Raw genomic sequence first — 16,851 nt, forward strand, 5'->3', positions numbered from 1 at the left:
CACAGGTAGAAGTTGTAGAAGTCGCCGTAGATGCCGCCGGCGCGGCCGATGATGCGGAACGCGCCCGGCAGCTTGGCCAGCACGTCGTCAAGCGTCGGCAGGTCGTTGATGAGCGGCGGCTGGATGACCTCGAGGTGCCCAAAGGTGCCGTGCAGCAACGGCCGGTCCTCGGCCAGCAGCCCGGCCAGGGTTCCGGCGGCGTCGCTGATATGTGCCGCCGCCGAGGCCAGCGGATCGGCCCTGTTCTTCAGGCCGGTGATCAGCAGTTCCAAGTTGTCGACCGTTCGGTCGAAAGCCTTTTGATGCTTGACGGTCGTGCCCAGCACGGTGTTCAGGTTGGTGATCACCTCGCCGATCGCCTTGTCGCGGTCGGCCAGCGAGGCGGTCAGGGCCGCGGTCTGGTCGAGGATGTCGTTGATCGTGGCGCCCTGCCCCTGGAACACGGTGATGATCGACTGGGCGATGCTGTTGACCTTGTTCGGGTCCAGCGCCTTGAAAAGCGGGCGGAACCCGCCGATCAGCGCGTCGAGATCCAGCGCCGGCCGGGTGTGCTCGAGCGGGATCGTGCCACCGGGCGCCAGGCGCTGACCGCTGTCGCCGCGGGTGAGCTCCAGGTAGCGGTCGCCGATCAGGTTGAGGTAGCGGATCGACGCCGTCGTCGCTTTGTCCAGTGGCAGTGAGCGATCCACGTTGAAGTCCACCAACACCCGCGCGTCGCCGTCGATCAGCGTCACCTTGGCGACCTTGCCGACCTCGACTCCCGACGCGCGGACGAACTGTCCGGCCCGTAGCCCGCCCGCGTCGGTGAACACCGCGGAGTACCCCGTGGTGCGGCCGAATCGCACCTGGCCGAACACGACGATGATCATCACGGTGAACATCAACAGCGCCAGCCAGAAGACGCCGAGTTTGACAGCTGTGCCGGTGATTTTCATGGACTCCTCGTCATGGGTTGATCGTGTTCTCCCCGTATTGGCGGCCCCAGACGTATTCGGCGGCCAGTGGCTGGCCGACTTCGAGGTGGTTGTAGGGCGCGAGGCTGGCACCGGTGTCCATCACCAGATACGGGGCCGGCCACAAATCCCGGGTGATCTTCTGCCAGCAGCCCGGCCGCCCACCGGGTCCACCGCGAGCGTTCACCCGCGGCAAGTTGTCCGGATAGACATAGGGATTGGGCGCCCCGATGAGCGATCCGGCCGCCGACAGCGAATAACCGTTGCCGCCGGCGGCCTTTGCGACTTCCGGCGCGGCGTCGTGGAAGTTGCGGATGGTGCAGAGCACTTCGGGGCTGTAGGTGTCGAGCAGTTCGGCGGTGGGCACCAGATCGGCGGCCCCGCGCGCCAGGTACGGCCCGCCCCTGGCGAAGATATCGTCGCCGGTGCGGCCCACGCCCACCGCCGCCAACAACGCGGCATCCAGGTCGCCCTGTTGCCTGGTCAGTGTGCGCGCGAGGGTCAGCGCGTTCCGCAGAAAGTCCCACAAATCGGGCGAAGCCTTGGTGTAGACGTCGGCCAGGTCCGCCAACCGCCGCACGTCGTACCGGATCTGCGGCATCCGCGGATTCAGTTGCGCCAGAATCTCGTTCCCGTTGACGAGCGACTCCCCGAACTTGCCCCCGAGCCCGTTCAGCGCCTGCGCGAGCGCCGACAACGTCGCGTTCAGCTCGATCGGGTCCACCTTCTCGGCTATCGAGGTGACCGTCTCGAACAGCGTGTTGAACTCGGTGGTCACCGACCGCACGTCGATCACGTCATGCGGCGAGAGGCGCTGCCGGGTTGGGTTTTCCGGTGAGACCAGCGACACGTACTTGTTGCCGAACAGGGTGGCCGCCTCGATGTCGGCCACCACGTTGGCGGGAATCAGGCTCAGGTAGCGCGGATTCACGTCCAGCATCAGCTTGGCCGCCGGTTTGCCCTCCCGCTCCATTTCCGAGATGGCGGCCACCCGGCCGATCACCACCCCGTTGAAGGTGACTTTCGACCCCGGTTCCATCACCAGGCCCGCCCGCGAAGCCACCATTGTCAGCTCGGCCTTCGGCGTGAAATCGCCCCGAAATTGCAGGTACACCAGCGCCAGAACCAGCGCGCAGACCGACAGCAGGACGACGCCCTCGACGTACACCCACGCGCGTCGGTTCTTGCGGGTCACGGGCGTCGCCATGGCCGTTACACCGTGAGATTGAAGTTCGGGTCGACGCCGTAGAGCGCCAACTGGGCCAGCAGGACAACGACCACCACCGAGACCAGCGAAAAGCGCATGGATCGGCCCACCGCCTGGCCGACGCCGACCGGGCCGCCGCTGGCGGTGTAGCCGTAGTAGCAATGGGTGACCATCACCACGACCGCGATGATGACGACCTCCACCACCGACCAGCCCACGTCCTCGGGGCGCAGGAAGGTGCGGAAGTAGTGCTCGTACGTGCCGTTCGACTGTCCGTAGAACACGGTCGTGACAACCTGTCCCGACGTGAAAGCCATGTCGAGCGCCAGGGCGTACAGCGGCACGATCACCGCCAGCCCGCCCAGAATCCGGGTGGAGACCAGGAACGAGATCGACTTGATGCCCATGACTTCCAGCGCGTCGATCTCCTCACTGATTCGCATGGCGCCCAACTGCGCGGTGGCCCCGGCGCCGACCGTGGCGGCCAGTGTGACACCGGCGACGATCGGCGCGGCGACGCGCGTGTTGGCCAGTGCGGCAAAGAATCCGGTGAACGCCTCGACGCCGATGTTGCCCAGCGATGCGAAGCCCTGGATGGCGATCAGCGAACCGCCGGACAGCGTGACGAACCCGATGATCGCGACCGTCCCGCCGACGACGGCCATCGCGCCGGTGCCCATGCCGATCTCGGCGATGAGTCGCAACGTCTCGCGCCGGTAGCGGCGCAACGCCCACCCGATCTCCCCGATGCTGATCCGCGTGAACCTTGCGAAAATCCCGATTTGCCAAAGCCTTCGGGCCGTTCCGCCGCCGTAGCGGTCGAGGTTGGCGGCCGTTCGTGGGTAGCGGGCGCGGAGTACGGCGTTAGTCGACACGTCAGCGCCCCGTCCCGAACCGCACGCCGATCGTGGTGAGCACCACGTTGACCGCGAACAGCGCGATCACGCACAACACCAGCGTCTCGTTGACGGCGATCCCCACGCCCTTGGGGCCGCCCTTCGTGGTCAGCCCGCGATAACAGCCGACCAGCCCGGCGATCGTTCCGAACGTCGCCGACTTGACCACCGAGATGATCACCTCGGGCAGGCCGGTGACCAGGGTGAGCGTGCTGACGTAGGCGCCGGCCGAGATGTGTTGGATGTAAACGCCGAAGATGAATCCGCCGACCAGGCCTATGGTGATCACCGCGCCGTTGAGCAGGGTGGCGACGATGGTCGCGGCGACGACGCGGGGCACCACCAGCCGGTGGATCGGGTCGATGCCCAGCACCTCCAGCGCGTCGATCTCCTCGCGGATGGTGCGGGCGCCCAGGTCGGCGCAGATCGCGGTGGATCCCGCGCCGGCGATCACCAGCACCGTGGTGAGCGGCCCCAGCTGCGTCACCGCACCCAGCGCCGCGCCCGCACCGGAGATGTCGGCCGCGCCGAACTCCGCCAGCAGGATGTTGAGCGTGAAGATGATGAGCACTGTCAGCGGGATCGCGACCGCCAGGGTCGGCAGTAAGGAGACGTTGGTGAGGAACCAGCCCTGCTCGATCGTCTCCCGCCACTGGAAGGGGCGGCGAAACAGCGCCTTTCCGGTCAGCACGCAGGTGCGGAAGAACCCGCCGATCGCGTCGACCCCGGGCTGGATCTGGCCGCGGAGATAATTGGTGACCACGGTGTGGGCGCTCATCGCCGCCTGCCCCGGCGGTCGAGCGCAGCCGTCATCACGGCGTTCGTGAGCTCGAGCACGTCATGGCCGGCTTTGCGCGCCCGGGCGGGATCGCCGGCGCAGATAGCGTCGGCCAATTTCCGGTACGCGTCCGGCCGCGTGCCCTCGGCGGTCATGGCGGTGCCCAGCGCAGCCAATGCCGGCTCATATGCGGCGCGAAACGCGTTGTACATCAACGTGAATACGATCGAACCGGCGCCGTCGACCACATGCTCCCAGAACGCGAGCGTGTCGCGCTGCCACTGAACCGGGTCCTTCTCGGCCTCGAGCGTGCGCAGCGAATCCTCGAGCGATTCGGCCAACTCGGGTCCGTGCCGTTCGGCTGCGAGCTCCGCGACCTTCGGGCCGATGCGCAGCCGCGCCTCGAGCATGCTGCGGAAAACCGCGGGGTCGAGCGCGCCGTTGGCAAACAGCAAGTGCGGCAGTAGGTCCAGGCCGGCATGCCGCCGGAAGTCGCGCACGGTGGTGACGCCGCCCTGACGCACGTCGACCAGACTGGCCGCCGAAAGTCGCTTGAGCGCCTCGCGGACCGCGGGCCGGGAGACGCCGAACACCTCCGCCAGCCGGCGCTCGCTGGGCAACGCCTCACCGGGCTGCATCTCGCCGCTCAGCACACCGGTGGCGATCTGCTCGAAGACCTCTTCGGGCACCGATCGGCGAGTCACCGGCTGCAGCGCCATGCGGAAAGTGTGGGCGGTCGGAGGTCAGACGTCAAGTGGTCAGACCAGCGTGTCGTCATCGCCGAACGTGCAACCATCGCGAGATCTTCGCGGCCGTTTTCTCGCAGCAGTTACCCGCTCGGCACGAAAAGCCGGGCCGCTAGCTCGCTGTCCGCTCCGCGACCACGAAAAGGTTCCCCGGAACCTCGTCCTCGACCTCTTTCGGGGCTTTGCGGCCGTAGCCGGCCATCAGCTCGTCGGACGGCGTCACGGTCACGTCCCAGCCGTGGCGACGGAACCAGTCACCGACGTCCTCGCGCTCCTCGAAGTACCACAGCTCGTCGGTGCGGGGAATCTCGCGGTCCGGGTCCACCTTGGCCATCAACGCGCGAATCCGCTCCATCCGCTCGCGGCGCCTGGCGCGGAACTCGGGGTCGAGGAACTTCGGACCCAGCGCCTCCACGGCCACCCGGCTGCCCGCGGCCGTGAGCTCCTGGATGCGTTCGAACAGCAATTTCTGGGCCGCGGCGGGCAGATAGGGCATCAGCCCCTCCGCCGACCAGACGCTGGGCGCCGACGGGTCAAATCCCGCCCGCCGCAACGCCGCCGGCCAGTCTTGACGCAGGTCCACCGCGACGGCGACCCGGTTGCAGGCGGGCCGGGCGCCGTGCTCGGTCAACGTCGACAGTTTGAACTCCAGCACCCTGGGCTGGTCGAGTTCGTAGACGCTGGTGCCGTCGGGCCAGGGCAGCCGCCAGGACCGCGCGTCCAGTCCCGCCGCCAGGATCACCGCCTGGCGGATGCCCGCCTTGGTCGCGTCCAGGAAGAACTGGTCGAAAAACGCCGTCCGCGAAGCCATATAGCCGACCATCGACTGCATCTGCAGCGGCAGTTCGGGTTCGGCCTCGATGACTTCGGGGGGCAGCGCGGGTGCGGAGTGCCAGTTCCACACCCCGTCGCCGACCGCGTCGAGGAAGACCTGGGCGAACGGGTCCTCGATCAACGGATTCTCGCTGCGGGTTTCGGCCGCGCGCGCCGAGGCGACGCCCAACGCCGTCGCCCCCACGCTCTCGGTGATCTCCCAGCTGTCGTTGTGGGTTCGAACCACGGTCACTCCTTCTCGGCCGCGACGAAAAGCGTCTTCGGGGCGGCGTCTTCGACGCCCTGCGGGGGTCTGCGGCCGTAACTGGCCATCAACTCTTCGGCCGGTGTCACGGTCACCTCCCAGCCGTGCCGGCGCAACCAATCACCGACGTCCTCGCGCTCCTCGAAATACCACAGCTCATGGACGTCGGGGATGTCGCGTTCCGGCTCGAGTTTGGCCATCAGGTCGCGGACCCGCTGCATGTCCGCGCGCCGCTTTTCGATGGCGGCCTCGTCGAGGAAGTCGGGGCCGGGCGCCTCCACCGCGATCCGGCTGCCCGCGGCGGCGAGCGCGTGGACGCGCTCGAACAGTAACTCCTGGGCCGCCGCCGGCAGAAACGGCAGCAGGCCCTCGGCCGACCAGGCGCTCGGCAGCGAGGCGTCAAAACCGGCCTGCCGCAACGCGGCCGGCCAGTCGTGGCGCAAGTCGACCGGGACGTGCACCAGGTTGCAGGTCGGCAGCGCGCCGTTCTCCCGCAGCGTCGACGACTTGAACTCCAGCACCCTGGGCTGGTCGAGTTCGTAGACCGTGGTGCCATCCGGCCAAGGCAGCCGCCATGCCCGCGAGTCCAGGCCGGCCGCCAGGATCACCACCTGGGGTAGGCCCGCGCGTGTCGCTCGGGTTGCATTGAGGAAGAACCGATCGAAAAACGACGTCCGGGCGGCCATGTAGTCGACCATTCCCTGCATCCGCGGCTTCAGGTCGGGTTCGGCCTCGGCGATCTCGGCGGGCAGGTCCGGGGCCGCGAACCAGTTCCACATGCCGTCTCCCGCCGCGTTGAGGAAGACGCGCGCGAACGGATCGCTGATCAGTGGGTTTTCGCTCTCCGTTTCCGCCGCGCGGGCCGCCGCGACGCCCAGTGCCGTGGCGCCCACACTCTCCGTGATCTCCCACGTGTCGTTGTCGGTTCTGGCCACCTCATCCTCCAATTCGCTGGCACGGCTACCCAGCCGACCGTACGCGCGCCGCATGTGAACGAGCTGTCCGTGCGGTTCATGCACGCCGCCGCGGACATATCCGGTTAAGTTGTCGGCGGGCCGCTAATATTGCGGCCCCGGATCGAAGGATCGCGACATGCGGGTTGACGGGCGCGAGATCAGCGTTTCTGGCAACTTGCTGCAACCGCTGACCCGGCGGACCAACGACCTCCTGCGCCTCGCCGCATCGGTGGTCTTCTTCGCGATCGTGATCGCCGGCTCGCTCATCACCCGGCCGCAGTGGGTCGCGCTGGAGCGATCGATCTCGCAGATCGTCGGGGTGCTGACCCCCACCCAGTCGGACCTGGTCTACCTGGTGTACGGCATCGCGATCCTGGCGCTGCCGTTCGCCATCCTCATCGGTTTGGTCGCCTCCCGGCAATGGAAAATGCTCGGCGCGTACGCGGCCGCCGGGCTCATCGCCGTCCTGTCGCTTTCGATCGGCGGCAACGGCATCTCGGCGCCGCAATGGCATTTCGACCTGAGGGATCGGCCGCAGACCATGCTGGCCCAGATCCTGGACGACCCGCGGTGGATCGCGATGCTCGCGGCCGTCCTGACCGTGTCGGGTCCGTGGCTGCCCGCGCGCTGGCGGCACTGGTGGTGGGCGCTGCTGCTGGCCTTCGTGCCGATCCACCTGTTCGTCAGCGCGATAGTCCCGGCACGCTCTTTGCTGGGCCTCGCGGTCGGTTGGTTGGTCGGCTCCCTGGTGGTCCTGGTCGTCGGCACGCCCGCTCTCGAGGTGCCGCTCGAAGGGGTGGTGCGGGCGCTGGCCAAACGCGGATGCGTGGTCTCCCGGCTGCAGGTGGTGCGGCCCGCCGGACCCGGGCCGCTGGTCCTGTCGGCCGTGTGCGAAGGCTCCGATGCGGACTCCGAATCGGCCCTTATCGAAATGTACGGCCCGCACCAGCGCAGCGGCGGTGCGTTGCTTCAGGTCTGGCGGAAGCTTCGGCTGCGGGCCAGGGAGACCGCGCCGCTGGTGGCGTCGATGCGCCGGGCCGTCGAGCATCGCGCGCTGCTGACCATCGCCGTCGGCGACCTGGGCCTCGCCAACACGTCGACGATCGCCGTCGCCAGCCTCGACCGGGGATGGATGATGTACGCGCACAAGCCCGTTCGCGGGGTTCCGCTCGACGAATGCGCGAAGATGACTCCCGTTGACCGCGCGTGGAAATCGCTGCGAACGCTCAACGAACACCAGATCTCCCACGGCGACCTGCGCGCCCGCGAGATCACGGTCGACGGCGGCACGGCGCTGTTCGGCGGATTCGGCAACGCCGAGTACGGGGCCACCGAGACCCAACTCCAATCCGACATCGCCCAGCTGCTGGTAACCACGTCGGCGCTGTATGACGCGAAGTCCGCGGTGGGCGCGGCGATCGACGCATTCGGCGAAGACACCGTCCTGAGCGCTTCGCGCCGGCTCACCAAATCGGCTGTGCCAAAAAACATCCGGCGGTCGATCGCCGATTCCGGCGCCGTGATCTCCGGCACCCGCGCGGAGGTGAAGCGCCAAACCGGTGCGGATCAGATCAAGCCCGAAACGATCACCCGCTTCACTCGCCGGCAGGTCATTCAGCTGGTGCTGCTCGTCGCGCTGGTCTATGTCGCGTATCCGTTCATCAGCACCGTGCCGACGTTCGTTTCCCAGGTGAGTAGGGCTGACTGGTGGTGGGCACTGCTGGGCCTGGTGATATCCGCGCTGACGTATGTGGGTGCGGCAGCCGCGTTATGGGCCAGCGCCGACGAATCGGTGGACTTCTGGAAGCTGTCAATAGCCCAGGTGGCCAACACCTTCGCGGCAACCACCACGCCGGCCGGCGTCGGCGGGCTCGCGCTCAGCACGCGGTACCTGCAGAAGGGGGGCGGGCTGTCCCCGGTGCGCGCCACCACCGCGGTGGCGCTGCAGCAAGCGGTGCAGGTGATCATGCACATCGTATTGCTGATCTTGTTCACCACGGTCGCGGGCGCGTCGATGGACCTCTCGCACTACGTTCCCAGCGCCACGGTGCTGTACCTGATCGCCGGGGTGGCGCTGGGCGGCGTCGGCACATTCCTGTTCGTCCCCAGGCTGCGGCGCTGGCTGGCGATGGATCTGCGTCCGAGGCTGAAGGAGGTGACCGCCGACCTCGTCGAGGTTGCGCGGGAACCGAAACGATTGGGGCTGATCATGCTCGGCTGTAGCGGGACGACCCTCGGCAACGCGTTGGTACTCTGGTGCAGCATCGAGGCCTTCGGCGGCGGTGCGACGTTCGTCACGTGCACGGTGGTGACGATGGTCGGCGGAACGCTGGCGTCGGCCGCCCCGACGCCCGGCGGTGTCGGCGCCGTCGAAGCGGCGCTGATCGGTGGTCTGGCCGCGTTCGGCGTGCCCCCGGCCACCAGCGTGCCGTCGGTGCTGCTGTATCGCGTGATCACCTGCTGGCTGCCCGTGTTCCTCGGCTGGCCGGTGATGCGCTGGTTGACCGAAAACGAGATGCTCTGAGGAGCGTCAGGGTTCGTCGGGCTCGGCCGTCACGATAACGAAAACGATTGACTTCCTGGCGGTTCCGCCAACCGTCGTGGTGAGAAACACCGCGTAGTACTCCTCGGGCACCGACGGCGCCGCCGTGATCGCGACGTCAGTCGCGGCCGATCCGTCGGCACCGAACTGTCCGGACGCCGGCGCCACGGTGATCCCGGGATCGGCGGACGTCCCGGTGATGTTGTAGCCACCGGCAGCGTCGACCATCCGTTGCGCGTCCACGTGCACGGTGCCGGTGTGTCCCGGCTGGATCCGGAGGATTGGTTGCGGCGCATTGACGGTGACCGCGGAACTTCCGGCACCGAACGACGGCGGCGCGGAGGAATCGGCGGTGCCCCAGACCTTGTTCGGGTAGGCGGCGAGCGAGAACGCGACGTCGCCGCCGGTGCGGATGATCGACTCCGGCAGCCAGGTGCGATCGGTGGTTCTCCCGTCGACGCTCAGGCCGCTGATGTACTTCAGGTGGTGGGGACCCGACGCGCCCGGGGCGGAGATCCGGATGAATTTTCCTGCGGGAAGGGCGATGACGATCCGGTCGAACAGCGGAGCGCCCAAGGTCAGTATCGGCGTTCCCGGGGTGCTGGGGTAGAGGCCCAGGGCGGCCCAGACGTACCAGCTCGACATCGCCCCAAGGTCGTCGTTGCCCGGCTCGCCGTCGGGCCTCGGGCCGAACAGCCCGCGCACCCGGTCGACCGTGAGTTGGGTCTTCCAGGGTTGGCCGATGTAGTTGTACAGCCAGGGCACCCCGAAACCGGGCTCGTTGCCGGCCCAGAGGTATGGCTCGTCAGGGCCGACGTTGAGCTTCTTGGTGAACCGGTCGAGCCGGTCCGCCACCGCCGCGCGGCCGCCGAGCGCGGTCACCAGGCCGGCGACGTTATGCGGCACCCACCACACGTATTGCTCGGCGTTGCCCTCGTCGTAGCCGTCCTGGCCGAAAAGCAAAGGGGATTCGAAGAATCCGGGACCCTCGCGGAAGAATCCCATCGCGCCGCGGGGCGAGACGAAATCGGTGCTGGGATTGAACAGGTTTTGCCAGTACTGCGCCCGGCTCTGGAATGTGGCGGCGGTAGCGCTGTCGCCGAGCGATTCGGCGAAGCGGGAGATCGTGAAGTCGTCGACCGACCACTCCAGCGTGATCGACGCGTCGACGATCTTGCCGTCGGCGCGAAATTCCAGGGTGCGCGGCGCGTAGCCGAGCGCCAGGTAGGTGGCGATGCCCGGGCGCTCCACGTAGCCGCCGCGCCCGGCACCGCCCTTGGTCGCCGCGTCGACCATGTAGCGCAGCGCCGCTTGCACGTCAAAGTCCTTGGCGCCGTAGGCGTATAGGTTCACGATGAGCGGGACCACGTTGTCGCCGCTCATCTCGGCGGTTGCCGAATTCGCGAGCGCCCAACGGGGAAGCGATCCGCTCTGCTCGGCGTCGTTGACCAGCGATTGGGCCATGTCGCTGGCCCGCTTCGGAAAGAGCAGTCCCTGCAGAGCGGCCAGGCTCCGGTAGGTGTCCCAATCCGAGAAATTCGCGTACTGGGTGCGCCCCTTCTCCACCGTATGGATCACGCCGTCGAATCCGATGTAGCGTCCGTCGGCGTCGTTGAAGGTGTTCGGGTGCAGCAGCGAGCGGTACAGCGACGTATAGAACGTGTCCACGTTGCCAACGTTCCTGCCCGCCACCGCGATACACGACAAGGTGGCGTTCCACTCGGATGCCGCCGCGGCGCGCACGGCGTCGAAGCTCGCACCGCCTTCGGCCGCCAGGTTCGCGCGCGCCCCGTCGATGCCGACATAGGAGATCGCGGTCCGCACCTCGAGCACCGAGCCGGCCGGGAACTCCACGTAGCCCCCGCTGTAGGGCGACGCCACGCCGCGGGCGCCGGGATACACCGAATAGCCGTCCCAGGAGCCGTAGGAGGTGAACGGCTGGCTGAACTTCATGGCGAAATACACCGTGTAGGCGTTCGGTTTGCCGCAAAATCCGCCGCTGGTAGCCCACCCGGTGATCGTGGTGTTGTCCCCGCCGATCTCGATGGCCGCGCGGGAATTGCCCGCCAGCGACGCTCCGGAACGGACGTGGAACACGGCGGGCCGGCCGTTGTGCGGGTAACGGAACCGGCCGACGCCGGTGCGGGTGGTCGCGGTGAGTTCTGCGGTCACACCGGTGCCGGGGAACCGCACCGTGTAAAACCCCGGCGCGCCTTGCTCGGTGTCGTCGTGCGCGATCGTCTCCCAGGAGTTCCACGGCTGGGCGCCGACCGGGGCGGTGGTCGGCAGCATCGAGATGTCGCCGAACGCGGCGCAGCCCACCGAGGCGTGGGTCATGCTGAACCCGGTGGAGCGCGGGTTGTCGTAGTTGTAGCCGGCGTAGTTGCCGACGGTGTCGGGCGAGTACTGCACCATCCCGAACGGCACGGTGGCGCCGGGGAAGTTGTTGATCTCCCCCACCGCCTCGCCGCCCGTTCCCGTGCCGACGAGGGTGTCGACGTGGTCGACGGGGTTGGCGACCAGCTGCGGCTCGCCGTCGTAGGCGATCGGCGGGGCCGCCGCGATGAAGGTCAGCAAGACGGCAGTCGCAACGAGCACCGCGATGAGGGCCCGTCGTGACCGCATAGCTGTCTCTTACTGCATAACCGCCCCGTTGCGGTGCGTTTCGCGCATGCCGGGAGTCCCCAATTTTGCCTGGCAACCTTTGAGCCCGACTTCGGTTAGTCTCATTCCGCGTGGCTGGCTCTGGTACCGGCCCAATCTTCGGGAGATTTGATCGATGAAACAGTTGACCGCAGCAACCATTACCGTAGCGCTGAGTGTGGCGCTCGTGGCGTGCGGCTCCAGCAACAAGTCATCGCCGACGACGTCGACATCGACATCCACCTCGACTTCTACTTCTACTTCCAAGACGTCGGCAACCTCCGCGACCCCGAGCGCGCAGGGCGGCCCGACGATCGCCGACTACGTCCGCGACAACCACATCACCGAGACTCCCATCCACCACGGCGATCCCGGCCCCACTGTCGACCTGCCGGTGCCCGCGGGCTGGCAGATCAACCAGAACGCCGGTACGTCCTACGGCGGCATTGTGTTGTCACAGCCGGCGAATCCTGCTGACCCGCCGACCATCTCGGCGCTCTACTCGAAACTCACCGGTGACGTCGACCAGGCGAAGATCATCCAGTACGCCCCCAACGAGCTGCTCGGTCTGCCCGGCTACCAGGGCACCGGCAACGGCAACGCCTCCACGCTCGCCGGATTCCAGGCCTGGCAGCTGGGCGGCACGTACCAGAGGGACGGCAAGACGCGCGCCGTCGCGCAGAAGACGGTGGTGATTCCCTCCCAGGGTGCGGTGTACGTGCTCCAGCTCAATGCCGACTCGCTGGAGAGCGACCAGGGTCCGTTGATGGACGCCACCAACATCATCGACGACCAAACGACCATTACCCCCTGACCACCGACGAGGCGGCGCTGCCGCCGCAAGTCCCTACGCCGCGGCGCCCGGTTGGCCTTACGGTGGTTGGCATGGCAGAACAGTCGCACGCGATAGAAGTCGGACACCCACCGTCGGCACTACTGCGCCTCGTCAACCCCGTCCTCAGTTTCCTCCTGCGCACCCCGCTCGCCGGACCCGCACGCAAGCAGCTGATGGTGCTGAGCTTTACGGGGCGAAAGACGGGGCGGCCGTACACGATTCCCTTGAGCGCCCACCTGATCGACCACCAGCTCTACGCGCTGACCGGCGCCCCGTGGAAGCAGAACTTCCGCGACGGCGCGCCCGCGCAGGTGGTCTACGCCGGCAAGACGACGGCCATGCGCGGTGAGCTCATCCGTGACCGCGAAATCGTCTCGGACCTGTACCATCGCTGCGCCGAGTCCTACGGGGTGCAGCGCGCACAGCGCATGATCGGATTGAAATTTCGCGACCCGCGCATACCGACCCGGGAGGAGTTCGCGGAGGCCGTCGACCGGATGCACCTGGCGGCCGTCCGGTTGACTCCGGCAGGCTAACGCTCGGACACGCGCAGGTGCGCGGTGAGCAAGCTCTGGTCGAATCGCGAACGCGAGGCGATGGCGTCTTTGCCCAACGCGGCGAAGTCCTTGGCGATCTGCTGGGCGAGCGTCCACAGCTTCGTATTGCGCACTTGGGAAAGGGATTTGAGCACATCGAAAGCGGCGTCCTCGTCGATCCCATAGACCAGCATCAACATGCCCTTGGCCTGGTCGATCATGCCGCGACGCCCGGCGATTGCGGCGACTTTCGCGGTGATGGCTTCCTCGGCTTTCCTGGTGGACGTCGGTGTGACGTCGATGTAGAAGCCGTGGGTGCCGATGACCTCACCGCCGTCGTCGCAGAACTGATCACCGACCACGACCACATGGCGGACGGCGCCGCGGGTGTCGACGATGCGATGCCGCGTGCTGAATGGCTGGCGGCGTTCGACCATGTCGTTGATGGTCGCGGCCATCTGGCGACGGTCGTCGGGGTGCTTGTGCGACAACACGAGATCGGTGGTCGGTGTCACCGTTCCGGGCTCGTAGCCGTGCATGCGCTGCACTTGCTCGGACCATTCCCAGCGCTGGTCTTCGAAATAGAAGCGGAACCAACCCGCGCGCTGCGGTGTACCTCCGGCGAGCGCCTGCTCGACGGCCGCCGCTTGACCGTCTAATTCCCAGGCCACGATGCGCGCTTTTGCAGGATGGCCCTGCTCTCCCGCAGGTGACGCTCGGAAATCCCACACAGCTCACGGGATCGATCGACCTGCTCCCGCGCGCGTTGCACGGTGCCGGGGACCGAAGACCGCAGCGATCCGGCGGCGCCGGAGCTTTGGCTGAGGCTCTCGTGGCGCACGGCCGTCCGATGGGCCGTCCGGACGCGATGCGCTTTCTGCCGGCACGCCGAGGAGCAGTACACCGCGTCCGACCGGGCGGAGAAGTCAGCGCCGCACGAGGCGCACGTGGTCAGGCGCATACCCGTGACGTTACAGCTATGGCCGCGTTACGGCTAACGCCAGGATTCAGAGTTGCCGGCGAAGCCTTTCGACCAGAGCAACCAGCCGGGCGTGGTGCGACCCGGCCCAGTAGATCCGCCCACACCCTGTGCAGCGGCTGAACTCCCCGTAGAACTGCCGGGTCATGGGCTCGAGCTGGTCGATCACCTCGTCTTTTCCGACCGTGGCCAGCGTCCCGTTGCACCGCAGGCACCGGGTGAACGGCGCCAGCCGGTGTGCCAGGTCCAGTCGCCTGATCACCTCGACCGCCTGTTCCTCGGGGTCCTGGGAGTGGACGAACAGGCCGTGGGTGATGGTGCGGCGCTTCAGCAGGCCGCGGTCGCGGGTCAGCAGGATGCGCCGCTCGCCGCGGCTGACGTCGGCCAGGGTCGCGTCGTCGGCGCCACTGGACCACCACACGTCGAAACCGAGCACGCGAAGCAGCCGGGCGAGCCGGCCCAGGTTCACGTCGACGACGAACCGCGGATCGCGTAGCGGCGCCGGCCGCAGCCTCGTGATGGGCGCGACGTCCAGCGCCTCGAACATCGGGTAGGCGGCGATCCGGTCGCCGACGCTCGGGCGGTAGCCGAACCCCCGCGAGGCCCCATTCACCAGGATCAGGTCCACCTCGGTGTGCGGGATGCCCATCGCCTCCAGCACGTCCTTGACCGTCTGATGACCCCGGAACGGACGGCGCACCGTCAGCCCCCGCGATTCGGCCGGCAAGAAGTCGTTCAGCTCGGCGTACGCGCGCACCTCGACGTAGCCGGTCGGCTCGCTCACCCGCCGGGGCCCGCGCCCGCGGCCGCGCGGGTTCGGGTGATGACCGGCCGCGGATGACCCGCGCTGGTCAGCGTCCGTCGCAGCGTGTCCGCAACGGCGTCGGCCCGGCTGTCCGGCACCAGCGCGATCACGCAGCCGCCGAATCCGCCGCCGGTCATCCGTGCGCCGAGCGCACCCGCGCGTACCGCGGTGTCGGCGATCAGATCGATATGTTCGGTGGTGATATCGAAGTCGTCGCGCATGGAGACGTGTGAGGCGGTCAAGATGCGGCCGGCTTCAACGTAGTCCGAATCATCTACTGCCGCAACGAAATCCAGCACCCGACCGTTCTCGTTGAGAACATGCCGTGCGCGGCGGGCATCGATTGGGTTGTTGATCGCGTCCAACTCCGCGCGCCCGCGATCCCAGACTTCACGCAACGATGACGCCCGCAAATTTGCGGCCGCCCGCTCGCATGACGCGCGTCGGGCCGCATACTCGCCGCCGACGTGGCGATGGCGCGCCCGGGAGTCGATCAGGAGCAGCACAACGCCGCGCCCGTCGGGATCGAAGGCCACCGGCGCGACGGTGAGGTCGCGAAAATCGATCAGCAGCGCCGTCGAAGGCTCCCCGTACAGCGACGCCAATTGGTCAAGCAAACCCGTTGGGGCGCCGACATACTCGTTCTCGGCCCGCTGGGCCAGGCGCGCCTGCTCGACGCGGTCGATCTGGATGCCGGCGGCCGATGCGATCGCCCCCAGCACCGCGCACTCCAGCGCCGCCGAGGACGACAGCCCGGACCCCATCTCCAGGTCGCTGGTGATCGACATCGCGCCGCCGGGCACCGGGTGCCGCGCCTGGCGCAGCGCCCATACCACCCCGGCCACGTAGGCGGCCCAGTCGGTCACCTGACCGGGAGTGGTGCCCAGTGGAAAACGGACCGCGCCGTCCGCGCGATTGCTGGCCACGGTGATGGTGTCGCCGCCGTCGGGGGTGAAGGTCACCACGGTGCGCTGCGGCAGCGCGATCGGCAGCGCGAAGCCGAGGTTGTAGTCGGTGTGCTCGCCGATGAGGTTGACCCGTCCCGGGGCGGCGTAGCGGACCGTCATCGGAGTTCCCGCAGTCGCTCGGCCACGGCTTCGGGCGTGACGTCGCTGATGAACGCGTCCATCGCCGATTCGGAGGCCGCCAGGTACTTGAGCTTGTTCGCGCTGCGCCGGATCGACATCAACTCGATATGGAAGTAGCCGTCGGACTGGGCTTGGGTTGCGGCGAATTGGTGTAGCGCCGAGATGTAGGGCAGCGGAATCGAATACATGCGGTCGAATCTCTCCAGCATGTCGAGATAGACCCGCGCCAACCCGTCCAGCTCACCGTCGTCGAGCTCAACCAGGTTGTGCACGAACCTGTTCGGGTAGATGTGCACCTCGACCGGCCAGCGCGCTGCGAACGGCACGAACGCAGTGAACAGCCCGGTGCGCGTGACGATGCGACCGCCGTCGGCGACCTCGCGCGCCAGCAGGTCAGCAAAGAGGTTGCCGCCGTGCCGAATTCGATGTTCGCGGACCTGCGCCAGCATGGCCGCGGTGCGCGGAGGGAGGAAGGGATAGCCGTAGATCTGGCCGTGCGGGTGGGTCAGCGTCACCCCGATCTCCTCGCCGCGGTTCTCGAAGCAGAACACCTGCTCGATGCCGGGCGCGGCCATCAGTTCGGCGGTGCGGTGCCGCCACGCGTCGATGACCAACCGGGCGTGCGCCGGCGGCAACTGCGCGAACGACCCGGTGTGGTCGCTGGAGAAGCAGATCACCTCGCAGCGGCCGTTTCCCGGGGCGGACACGAAGCCGGCATCGGCCGGCGCCGGCGCCGGCCCACCGGCGCCCGACAGGCTCGGGAACCGGTTCTCGAAGACGACGACGTCGTAGTCGGGGGCCGGCACCTC

At 67.8% G+C, this 16,851-nt stretch carries 15 protein-coding genes; 3 read left to right on the forward strand and 12 right to left on the reverse strand.

Going from position 1 to position 16,851, the window contains the following annotated elements; translation table 11 throughout:
* The 7 genes from VMD50_RS27860 to VMD50_RS27890 form a co-directional block, all read right to left on the reverse strand.
* Window positions 1–935: virulence factor Mce family protein (locus VMD50_RS27860; RefSeq protein WP_325432875.1), on the reverse strand; the 935-nt coding region annotated here is incomplete at its 3' end.
* A 10-nt stretch (window positions 936–945) separates the two neighbouring features.
* Window positions 946–2,160 (reverse strand): MCE family protein, encoded by a 1,215-nt coding sequence (locus VMD50_RS27865; RefSeq protein ID WP_325432877.1) that lies wholly within the window; start codon window positions 2,158–2,160, stop codon window positions 946–948.
* A 5-nt stretch (window positions 2,161–2,165) separates the two neighbouring features.
* Entirely contained in the window at window positions 2,166–3,035 is an 870-nt protein-coding gene (locus VMD50_RS27870) for an ABC transporter permease (RefSeq protein ID WP_325432879.1), read from the reverse strand.
* A gap of 1 nt (window position 3,036) precedes the next feature.
* Entirely contained in the window at window positions 3,037–3,834 is a 798-nt protein-coding gene (locus VMD50_RS27875) for an MlaE family ABC transporter permease (RefSeq protein WP_325432881.1), read from the reverse strand.
* Window positions 3,831–4,553, reverse strand: a complete 723-nt coding sequence (locus VMD50_RS27880) for a FadR/GntR family transcriptional regulator (protein WP_325432883.1) — start codon at window positions 4,551–4,553, stop codon at window positions 3,831–3,833. Before VMD50_RS27880 ends, VMD50_RS27875 begins: the two co-directional genes overlap by 4 nt.
* Before the next feature lie 139 nt (window positions 4,554–4,692).
* Window positions 4,693–5,640: a class I SAM-dependent methyltransferase gene (locus tag VMD50_RS27885; protein ID WP_325432885.1), complete on the reverse strand. Its 948-nt coding sequence runs from the start codon at window positions 5,638–5,640 to the stop codon at window positions 4,693–4,695.
* A 2-nt stretch (window positions 5,641–5,642) separates the two neighbouring features.
* The gene (locus VMD50_RS27890; protein WP_325432887.1) at window positions 5,643–6,593 is read right to left on the reverse strand and encodes a class I SAM-dependent methyltransferase; all 951 of its coding nucleotides are present in this window, start codon (window positions 6,591–6,593) and stop codon (window positions 5,643–5,645) included.
* Window positions 6,594–6,750: 157 nt separating this feature from the next.
* On the opposite strand from VMD50_RS27890, the gene VMD50_RS27895 reads away from it, so the two are divergent.
* Window positions 6,751–9,138: a lysylphosphatidylglycerol synthase transmembrane domain-containing protein gene (locus tag VMD50_RS27895; RefSeq protein WP_325432889.1), complete on the forward strand. Its 2,388-nt coding sequence runs from the start codon at window positions 6,751–6,753 to the stop codon at window positions 9,136–9,138.
* 6 nt (window positions 9,139–9,144) lie between these two features.
* Here the strand turns inward: VMD50_RS27895 and VMD50_RS27900 are convergent, their stop codons facing one another.
* Window positions 9,145–11,781: a GH92 family glycosyl hydrolase gene (locus VMD50_RS27900; protein ID WP_325432891.1), complete on the reverse strand. Its 2,637-nt coding sequence runs from the start codon at window positions 11,779–11,781 to the stop codon at window positions 9,145–9,147.
* Window positions 11,782–11,935: 154 nt separating this feature from the next.
* Here VMD50_RS27900 and lpqN point away from each other — a divergent pair, with 154 nt between their 5' ends.
* Window positions 11,936–12,613: an envelope biogenesis lipoprotein LpqN gene (gene lpqN, locus VMD50_RS27905; RefSeq protein WP_325432893.1), complete on the forward strand. Its 678-nt coding sequence runs from the start codon at window positions 11,936–11,938 to the stop codon at window positions 12,611–12,613.
* 71 nt (window positions 12,614–12,684) lie between these two features.
* Complete coding sequence (locus VMD50_RS27910; protein ID WP_325432895.1) at window positions 12,685–13,170, forward strand: hypothetical protein; 486 nt, start codon at window positions 12,685–12,687, stop codon at window positions 13,168–13,170.
* On the opposite strand, the gene VMD50_RS27915 is transcribed toward VMD50_RS27910, so the two are convergent.
* From VMD50_RS27915 to galT, 4 genes are all read right to left on the reverse strand, one after another.
* Window positions 13,167–13,841, reverse strand: a complete 675-nt coding sequence (locus VMD50_RS27915; protein WP_325432897.1) for a PAS and ANTAR domain-containing protein — start codon at window positions 13,839–13,841, stop codon at window positions 13,167–13,169. The two genes, VMD50_RS27910 and VMD50_RS27915, sit on opposite strands and share 4 nt — an antisense overlap.
* Before the next feature lie 336 nt (window positions 13,842–14,177).
* Window positions 14,178–14,933, reverse strand: a complete 756-nt coding sequence (locus VMD50_RS27920) for a Mut7-C RNAse domain-containing protein (protein ID WP_325432899.1) — start codon at window positions 14,931–14,933, stop codon at window positions 14,178–14,180.
* The gene (locus VMD50_RS27925) at window positions 14,930–16,021 is read right to left on the reverse strand and encodes a galactokinase (protein ID WP_325432901.1); all 1,092 of its coding nucleotides are present in this window, start codon (window positions 16,019–16,021) and stop codon (window positions 14,930–14,932) included. Before VMD50_RS27925 ends, VMD50_RS27920 begins: the two co-directional genes overlap by 4 nt.
* On the reverse strand, window positions 16,018–16,851 hold an 834-nt coding region (gene galT / locus VMD50_RS27930; protein ID WP_325432903.1), incomplete at its 5' end, for a galactose-1-phosphate uridylyltransferase. The genes galT and VMD50_RS27925, both read right to left, overlap by 4 nt.

The sequence above is a fragment of the Mycobacterium sp. genome (genome assembly GCF_035506235.1).
Lineage (GTDB): Bacteria > Actinomycetota > Actinomycetes > Mycobacteriales > Mycobacteriaceae > Mycobacterium.